A 5271-nucleotide genomic window follows, 5' to 3' on the forward strand; every position below is an offset into this window, starting at 1 on the left:
GTGCGCGGGCCGTACCCGACCAGCACCTCGCGCCGCTCGGGCTCGGGCTCCTCGGCGGGAGCCGGAACCGGCGCCTGGGCCGGTGCCGCGGCGGGGGCGGCCGGAGCCGCGGCACCCGCCTCCCCGGCGACCGCGATCGAGATGATCACGGTGCCGACGTCGACCGTCGCGCCCTCGGGGAAGTGCAGCGTCTCGACCACCCCGTTGAACGGGATGGGCAGCTCCACGGCCGCCTTGGCGGTCTCCACCTCGCAGACGACCTGCCCATCGGTGACGGTGTCACCGGGCTTGACGTACCAGCTGAGGATCTCGGCCTCGGTGAGGCCCTCGCCCACATCGGGCATCTTGAACTCGCGGAGCGAGCGAACTTCGGTGGTCATCTTCGCTCCCCGGAGTCAGTACGCGAGCGCGCGGTCGACGGCGTCGAGCACGCGGTCCAGGTCGGGGAGGAAGGCCTCCTCGACCCGGGACGGCGGGTACGGCGCGTGGTAGCCGCCGACCCGCAGCACGGGTGCCTCCAGGTGGTAGAAGCACTTCTCGGTGAGCCGGGCGGCCAGTTCGGCGCCCATGCCCAGGAAGACCGGTGCCTCGTGCACCACGACGGCCCGACCGGTGCGCTTGACCGACGCCTCCAGGGCGGCGAAGTCCACCGGGGAGAGCGAGCGCAGGTCGACGACCTCCAGCCGGCGGCCGTCCTCCTCGGCGGCCGCGGCGGCCTCCAGGCAGACCTTGACCATCGGCCCGTACGCGATCAGCGTCAGGTCGGTGCCGGGCCGGACGACCCGGGCCTCGTGCAGGCCCAGGTCGGCGGCGTCGCCGACCTCGCCCTTGTCCCAGTAGCGGCGCTTGGGCTCCAGGAAGACGACCGGGTCGTCGGACTCGATCGACTGCCGCAGCATCCAGTGCGCGTCGTGCGCGCTGGACGGGGTGACCACGCGCAGACCGGCGGTGTGCGCGAAGTACGCCTCGTGCGACTCGCTGTGGTGCTCGACCGCGCCGATGCCGCCCGCGTAGGGGATGCGGATGGTGACCGGCATCTTGACGTGCCCGAGCGCGCGGGCGTGCATCTTCGCCAGCTGGGAGACGATCTGGTCGAAGGCCGGGTAGACGAAGCCGTCGAACTGGATCTCCACCACCGGGCGGTAGCCGCGCAGCGCCAGGCCGATCGCGGTGCCGACGATGCCGGACTCGGCCAGCGGGGAGTCGATCACCCGGTCCTCGCCGAAGTCCTTCTGCAGGCCGTCGGTGATCCGGAAGACGCCGCCGAGCTTGCCGATGTCCTCGCCCATGAGGAGGGTCTTCGGGTCGTTCTCCAGCGACTTGCGCAGCGCTCCGTTCAGCGCCTTGGCGATGCTCAGCTGACCGGCCATCAGTGGGTCTCCCCCGCCTCGAAGGAGGCCGCGTACTCGACGTACTCGGCCCGTTCCTCATCGACCAGCGTGTGCGGCTCGCTGTACACGTGGTCGAAGATCAGGGTCGGGTCCGGGTCCGGCATGCCGCGCACGCCCTCGCGCACCCGCAGCCCCAGCTGCTCGCTCTCGGCGTCGACGGCGGCGAAGAACTCCTCGTCGGCCAGGCCCTCCTTCTCCAGGTGGGCGCGGAGCCGGGAGATCGGGTCCTTGGCCTTCCAGGCCTCGGTCTCCTCGGTGTGCCGGTAGCGGGTGGGGTCGTCGGAGGTGGTGTGGGCGCCCATCCGGTAGGTGAACGCCTCGATCAGCACCGGGCCGTTGCCGTTGCGGGCGTGGTCGAGCGCCCAGCGGGTGACCGCGAGGCAGGCCAGCACGTCGTTGCCGTCGACCCGCACGCCGGGGAAGCCGAAGCCGGAGGCGCGGCGGTACAGCGGGATCTTGGTCTGGGTGGTGGTGGGCTCGGAGATCGCCCACTGGTTGTTCTGGCAGAAGAAGACCACCGGCGCGTTGTAGACCGAGGCGAAGGTGAAGGCCTCGTTGACGTCGCCCTGGCTGGAGGCGCCGTCGCCGAAGTACGCGATGACCGCGTCGTCGGCGCCGTCCTTGGTGATGCCCATCGCGTACCCGGTGGCGTGCAGGGTCTGCGCGCCGATCACGATGGTGTACAGGTGGAAGTTCTTCTCGTTCGGGTCCCAGCCGCCGTGGTTCACGCCGCGGAACATGCCGAGCAGGTTCAGCGGGTCGACGTCGCGGCACCAGGCCACGCCGTGCTCGCGGTAGGTGGGGAAGGCGTAGTCGCCGGGGCGCATGGCGCGGCCGGAGCCGACCTGGGCGGCCTCCTGGCCGAGCAGCGAGGCCCACAGGCCCAGCTCGCCCTGGCGCTGGAGTGCGGTGGCCTCGCCGTCGAACCGGCGCACCAGCACCAGGTCGCGGTAGAGGGCGCGCAGCTCCTCGGGAGTGGTGGTGAGGGGGTAGTCCGGGTGCTCGACCCGCTCGCCTTCCGGCGTGAGCAGCTGGACGAGCTCCGGCTGGGCGTCCTTGCCCGTGGCGCGGAGGGTGTCAGGGACGCCGGGGGCCGCCTTCTTGCGGGCCCTCGCCGTGCTTTTGACGGTCACGTTCACTCCTCGGTCTGTCCGGCCGCCCGGGGTCGCCGGTGACCGGTCCGGTCACCGCCTCGCGGGGCGCGCGTGGGTGTGCGCTCCCACTGCGGGGCAGGTGGTGATCCTGTTCCGACGGCGTCCCTCACGAGAACGTTACCCAGCGTCCGCCCTCGACGCGCTTGCGCTAGGACGTCCTACTTGTTCAGGGCCTACAACCCCGAGGGTGCCGCGTTCGGCTCGCCGTCGGAAGGGTGGGGGTGACGGTCGGCGTGACGCAGCTCTCAATTCGAGCGCCTTCAGGACACCAGCGCACGTTATCCGGGCAGACGCCCGTACGTAAGGGGGTTCTCGGTATCGGTTTCGGACGGCTGTGGCCGGATCGCGTTGGTATGGAGGTCCGGGCGATAGGTCTTTCGTACGGTGTTATGGGAGGCTTTGGACGTGACTGATAACGGACAAATCAGGGTATTCCTGCTCGACGATCACGAGGTCGTCCGGCGGGGCGTGCACGATCTGCTCTCGGTCGAGGACGACATCGAGGTCGTCGGCGAGGCTGGCACGGCCGCCGAGGCGCTCACCCGGATCCCCGCGGTCCACCCGGACGTGGCGGTGCTCGACGTCCGACTGCCGGACGGCAACGGGGTCGAGGTCTGCCGCGAGATCCGGTCCAAGCTGCAGGAGATCAAGTGCCTGATGCTCACCTCGTTCTCGGACGACGAGGCGCTGTTCGACTCGATCATGGCCGGCGCCTCCGGCTACGTGCTGAAGGCGATCCGCGGCACCGACCTGATCACCGCCGTCCGGGACGTCGCGGCCGGCCGCTCGCTGCTCGACCCGGTCGCCACCAGCAGGGTGCTCGCCCGGCTGCGCGACGGCGGGGAGAAGGAGGACGAACGGCTCGCCCAACTCACCAAGCAGGAACGGCGGATCCTCGATCTGATCGGCGAAGGTATGACAAATCGTCAGATCGGCAACGAGTTGCACCTGGCGGAGAAGACGGTGAAGAACTACGTCTCCAGTCTGCTCGCCAAGATGGGCATGGAGCGGCGCACCCAGGCGGCCGCCTTCGTGGCGCGGCACCAGGCCGACCACCAGTACTGATCCGGCCCTTCACAGAACTGACGGTTTGTCAAGGGCCCCCACAAGGGGGCCATAACCTCTGCACGTGACTTTCAGCCAGACCCTCGCCTGCGCACCGGCCCGCCCCGATCTCTCCGCACCACCGATGGGGACCCTCAGTCCCCCCGTCCCGGGGGGTGCGCTCGCCGAGGTCCTGGCCCGCTACCGGGTCGGACGGCCGCTGACCACCGAACCCGTCGCCGAGGGCCTGTTGAACCGGGGGTACCTGGTCACCACCGAGGCCGGTCCGTACTTCCTGAAGTGCTACGTCGACTCCGCCACCGCCAGCCGTCCGAAGATCCTCGCCCACCACCGCGCGATGGCCGCGCTGAACACCCTCGGCCTGCCCGTCGCACCCCCGCTGGCCTGCGCCGAACGGTCCGGCACGGTGGCCGCCTGGGGCGGCCGGCTGTTCGCCCTGTTCCCCTGGGTCGAGGGCCGGCACCGGCACGGCGACGAGCTCGACCCGTCGCAGTGCGACGCGCTCGGCACGCTGCTCGGCCGGCTGCACGGCGCGCTCGACGACGTCTGCGCCCCCCTCGAACAACCCGCCGGGTACCGGAGCGCCGACCCCGTCGACAGCGCCGCACTCGCCCGCGACCTGCGGCGCCGCGCCCGGGAGCACCAGCCGGCCGGGGAGTTGGACGCCCTCGTGGTGGAACGGCTCACGGAACGGCTGGAACTGCTCGCCGAGCACGCCCACCGCCGCCCCGCCCCGGAGGCCGCGCCGCCCACCGGCTGGACCCACGGCGACTTCCACGGCCTCAACCTGCTGTACGAGGACGACCCGCGGGGCGGCCGGGTGGCGGCCGTCCTGGACTGGGACAAGCTCGGCCCGCAGCCACGCGCCGAGGAGGCGGTCCGGGCCGCCACGCTGCTCTTCAACGACCGCTCGTCCGGCGCCCTCGACCTGGTCCGGGTCCGCCGCTACTCCCAGGCCTACCGGGCCTCCGGGGCGGCCACCGCCGAGCACCTGGCCGCCGCCGTCCACCGGGTCTGGTGGGAGCGGCTGAACGACTTCTGGATGCTGCAGTGGCGCTACCAGCGGGCCGACCACCGGGCCGACCCGCTCTACCCCGCCTCCGCGGGCCAGCTGGCGTGGTGGTGCCAGGAGTACGAGCAGGTCCTGGACGCCTTCGCCAACTGACCCGCCGCCGCCGACCGGGTCAGGGGGTCGGCGGCACGACCGGGATGGACGGCTTCGGGTCCGTCGGCGGCTTCGGCGACCCGGTGCCGGGGCCCGCGGTCTGCGGCGGCGCCGTCGTGGCCGGCGCCGTCGTCGCGGGCGCCGTCCCGGTCGGCGTGTGGCTGGCCGTCCCGGTCGGCGTCGGGGTCGGGGTGTGCTTGCCCGTGTTCGGCGACGGCGACATGTTGTTGCCGCTGTTCCCGTTGTTGTTCCCGTTGTTGTTGCCGGGGTCGGTCGGCTGCTGCGGCTTCTTGCTGCCGGAGGCCGAGGCCGGCGGGGTCGCCAGGCCGCTCTGGGACGGGGGCGCGGTCGTCTCGGTGCTGGTGGCCGCCGGGGGCTGCGGCGAGATGTCCGAGTGGCCGGCGGGCTCGCTGCCGCTGAGCGCGAACGCGATGCCCGCACCGGCCGCGACCAGCACGGCGATCGCGCCGGCCACCCAGGCCCAGGGCCCGCGCCG

Annotated in this window: 5 protein-coding genes and 1 pseudogene; 2 read left to right on the top strand and 4 right to left on the bottom strand. The window is 72.0% G+C overall.

Features of this window, described 5'->3' with window-relative positions; translation table 11 throughout:
* From AE652_RS34665 to pdhA, 3 genes are all read right to left on the bottom strand, one after another.
* Positions 1–380: biotin/lipoyl-containing protein (locus tag AE652_RS34665; protein ID WP_049658925.1), on the bottom strand; the 380-nt coding region annotated here is incomplete at its 3' end.
* Positions 381–395: 15 nt separating this feature from the next.
* The gene (locus tag AE652_RS34670; protein WP_049658928.1) at positions 396–1370 is read right to left on the bottom strand and encodes an alpha-ketoacid dehydrogenase subunit beta; all 975 of its coding nucleotides are present in this window, start codon (positions 1368–1370) and stop codon (positions 396–398) included.
* Entirely contained in the window at positions 1370–2524 is a 1155-nt protein-coding gene (gene pdhA, locus AE652_RS34675) for a pyruvate dehydrogenase (acetyl-transferring) E1 component subunit alpha (protein ID WP_049658931.1), read from the bottom strand. Before pdhA ends, AE652_RS34670 begins: the two co-directional genes overlap by 1 nt.
* A gap of 426 nt (positions 2525–2950) precedes the next feature.
* On the opposite strand from pdhA, the gene AE652_RS34680 reads away from it, so the two are divergent.
* Both AE652_RS34680 and AE652_RS34685 read left to right on the top strand, forming a co-directional pair.
* A complete protein-coding gene (locus AE652_RS34680; protein ID WP_049658932.1) occupies positions 2951–3610 on the top strand; it encodes a response regulator transcription factor in 660 nt (219 codons plus the stop codon).
* Between the two features lie 64 nt (positions 3611–3674).
* Positions 3675–4775, top strand: a complete 1101-nt coding sequence (locus tag AE652_RS34685; RefSeq protein WP_234348650.1) for a phosphotransferase — start codon at positions 3675–3677, stop codon at positions 4773–4775.
* Positions 4776–4794: 19 nt separating this feature from the next.
* On the opposite strand, the pseudogene AE652_RS34690 reads toward AE652_RS34685, so the two are convergent.
* Positions 4795–5271, bottom strand: a pseudogene (locus AE652_RS34690) (hypothetical protein); the annotation flags it as partial.

This window comes from Kitasatospora sp. MY 5-36 (assembly GCF_001182915.1).
Taxonomy (GTDB): domain Bacteria; phylum Actinomycetota; class Actinomycetes; order Streptomycetales; family Streptomycetaceae; genus Kitasatospora.